Below are 3,086 nucleotides of genomic sequence, written 5' to 3'. Positions count from 1 at the left end.
GTGGGAGTGGTCTTTGGCGGCCGCGCCATCCTCGACGATGTCTCCCTTACTTTTATTGCGGGTGTGAAGGTGGGGATGGTGGGCCCCAACGGAGCCGGGAAGTCGACCCTGCTCAAAGTTCTGGCGGGCTTAGAGCAGCCCTCCCGGGGTGTCATGGTGGTTGAACCCGGTATCAGTGTGGGCATCCTGTTGCAGGATCCGCCGCTGGATGACAGCAAAACCGTGCTCGGCAATGTTCAGGACGGGGTTGCCGGGATCTTGGCCATGACCGAGTTGTTCCATCAGCTCAGTGAGAGGCTGGGCGATGAAAGCACTGATGAACTTCTTGAGGAATTGGGCAACTTGCAACTGCGCATGGACCTCGCGGGGGCATGGGACTTGAATTCGAGGATTGAGCAGGCCATGCAGGCTTTGGGCTGCCCGCCGCCCGCGTCCATGGTGAAGAACCTCTCCGGAGGGGAACGGCGCAGGGTGGCCTTGTGCAAGCTTCTGCTTCAGGGACCCGATGTGCTGCTGCTGGACGAGCCGACCAACCACTTGGACACCGAAAGCGTCCCCTGGCTTGAACAGCACCTTCTGTCCTACCCCGGCACCGTGGTGGCTGTCACGCATGACAGGTACTTCCTCAACACCGTGGCCCAGCAGATCGTGGAAATTGACCGCGGGAAGGCATACGTCTACGCGGGCAACTACTCTACATATTTGGCCACCAAACAATCGCGTCTTGTCGTGGAGGGGCGAAAGGATGCCAGGCTCCGCCGGCGGTTACAACAGGAAATGGACTGGATCAGTGCTGGGGGCCGCGGACAGCAGGGCACGTCCCGAGCGAGACTCAAACAGTATGAGCAGATGGCCGCGGAGGCAGAGCGGCGGCAAACGGTCGACTTTGAAGAAATTCAGATCCCGCCGGGCCCCCGACTTGGGTCGCTTGTTCTCGAGGCCGTCTCCGTGAACAAGGGATACGGCGGACGGGCCCTGTTCAGTAACCTGTCCTTTTCACTGCCGCGCAGCGGCATTGTCGGCATTCTGGGCCCCAACGGTGCCGGAAAGACCACCCTGTTCCGCATGATCGCCGGAGAGGAGACCCCCGACTCGGGATCCTTCAAGGTCGGGGAGACTGTTCGATTTGCCTATGTGGACCAGTCCCGTGCCGGAGTGGATCCGGACAAGACGGCGTGGGAGGTCGTTTCAGGAGGCGAGAATTTCATCACGGTTGGCACTGTTGATGTGCCGTCGCGGGCGTATCTGGCAGCCTTTGGATTCCGGGGCCCGGACCAGCAAAAACCTGCCCGCTTGTTCTCCGGCGGAGAACAGAACCGCCTCAACCTGGCCCTGACCCTCAAGCGGGGAGGCAATGTGTTGTTGTTGGACGAGCCCACCAATGACCTCGACACCGAAACCCTCGCCTCCCTTGAAGGCGCATTGCTGGAGTTTCCCGGCTGCGTTCTGGTCACCGCCCACGACCGCTGGTTCCTTGACCGTGTGGCCACGCACATCCTCTCGTGGGAAGGCACCGGGGATGACCTGGGACGGTGGTACTGGTTTGAAGGGAATTTTTCGGACTACGAGGCCAACAAGGCCCAACGTCTGGGGACGACGGCCGCCGGCAGCACCCGCGCCGCGCACCGCAGGCTTTCCAGGAACTGAAGGGGGCAATCATGATTGCCGATGAATGGCGGGTTCTCCAGGAAGCGCAAGCCCTGGTGTGTCGGGTGAAATTCCAAATACTCCAGGAAGAGGCGCTGGCTTCGCTTGCCGACAGCCACGGCTTGGCGTTGGCCCGGCTGTGGCCAGGCTCGCCGGTCATCCAAGTGGCCACTCTTGACGGTGCGTACCTCGGCCGGGTCAGGCGGGCTCACTCCCCCACCGGAGACTGCCAGTGGTTCGCCTTGTCGCGTCAGGCCGGAAGATCGTCGGGCCCTTATCTGACGGAAACGGCTGCCGCACAGTCACTTCCCTTTCATCCCGCGTTGTAGCTTCGGCGCGGTCCGGTTCGGACGGCACGACGGTGGCAAAACCCCCGCACCTTGTCAGCGCCAGATGCACACACCTTGTCAGCGCGAGATGATTGTGATTGATTGAAGTTCCACACAGGAGGACTGCGGCACCCCGCGGCCGCCACAAACATGGTGGCCCGGCCGACGGTCAATTTGACTCACGGGCCGCACCGGACGAGGGGACACATCATGCCTGACTACAACAAGCTTCTGGCCTGTGGCGATTTCCGCAAAGGGCTTGTCACCGGGGTAATCGATATCCCCCAGGGTTCCAGCCACAAGATTGAATGGGACCGCACCACCGGCCTGTTCCATCTGGACCGGGTGGATCCAGGGATCTTCGCCAAGCCTGTCAACTACGGTTTCATCCCGCAGACGCTGGATGAAGACGGCGATGAACTCGACATCCTGTGCATCACCCGGGCGCCGCTCGTGACCGGTTTGGTGGTCCATGCCCGCATCCTCGGATTGCTGAACTTCCGTGATGGTGAGGACATGGACTACAAGATTCTCACGGTCCCGGTGGACGACCGCGACACAGGCGACGCCATCCGCTCCTTCGATGACGTCGGCAACCGCTTGCTGGAGCAGATCGAGCACCATTTCAACCACTACAAGGACTTTCAAACCGACACGCAAACTGAAGTCCTGGGGTGGGGCGGCGTTGAAGAGGCCATTGCCATTGTTTCAGCGTGCAGCGACCGCTGGGCTGCAACACAACCTGACTGAGAAGGCCTTGGCCGTGTTTGCGGCTTCCCGAAAACTCCGTACAAGGTTCCCCGGCCGAAAGTCACGGCCAGAAAGCGCTACAGTGATGGCTGACTTGAGGAGTTTGTCGCCATGACTGAAAGCACGCCCACGCCCGGGCAGATCAAGCGCTGGCGCCAATATTTAGCCGATGAGCGCGCTGAGGCTTCTGTCTACCGCGATTTGGCGAAACGCCGCGACGGTGAGGAACACGCCATCCTGATGGCTTTGGCCGCGGCCGAAGGACGCCATGAACAGCACTGGTTGGAACTGCTGGGGCCGCATGCCACGCCCCCCGTGCGCCCTTCCATACGCAACCAGGTTTTGGGTTTGCTGGCCCGC

General features: G+C 61.3%; 3 protein-coding genes and 1 pseudogene. All 4 read left to right on the top strand.

Features of this window, described 5'->3' with window-relative positions; genetic code table 11:
* Positions 1 to 1,647 (top strand): energy-dependent translational throttle protein EttA, encoded by a 1,647-nt coding sequence (gene ettA, locus Q4P21_RS15865; protein WP_303389689.1) that lies wholly within the window; start codon positions 1 to 3, stop codon positions 1,645 to 1,647.
* Positions 1,648 to 1,658: 11 nt separating this feature from the next.
* The gene (locus Q4P21_RS15860; protein ID WP_303389688.1) at positions 1,659 to 1,976 is read left to right on the top strand and encodes a hypothetical protein; all 318 of its coding nucleotides are present in this window, start codon (positions 1,659 to 1,661) and stop codon (positions 1,974 to 1,976) included.
* Between the two features lie 210 nt (positions 1,977 to 2,186).
* On the top strand, positions 2,187 to 2,726 hold the full coding sequence (locus tag Q4P21_RS15855; RefSeq protein ID WP_303389687.1) for an inorganic diphosphatase: 540 nt from the start codon (positions 2,187 to 2,189) through the stop codon (positions 2,724 to 2,726).
* A gap of 111 nt (positions 2,727 to 2,837) precedes the next feature.
* Positions 2,838 to 3,086, top strand: a pseudogene (locus tag Q4P21_RS15850) (rubrerythrin family protein); the annotation flags it as partial.

It is taken from the genome of Arthrobacter sp. (assembly GCF_030540645.1).
Classification (GTDB): domain Bacteria; phylum Actinomycetota; class Actinomycetes; order Actinomycetales; family Micrococcaceae; genus Specibacter.
Note: the sequence above shows the minus strand (reverse complement) of the source record. Positions and strands in the feature narration are given on the sequence as shown.

Bases quoted from the DNA above. Each gene is read 5' to 3' on its own strand.
- Q4P21_RS15860 (WP_303389688.1), top strand. From the start codon at position 1,659: ATGATTGCCGATGAATGGCGGGTTCTCCAGGAAGCGCAAGCCCTGGTG.
- Q4P21_RS15855 (WP_303389687.1), top strand. From the start codon at position 2,187: ATGCCTGACTACAACAAGCTTCTGGCCTGTGGCGATTTCCGCAAAGGG.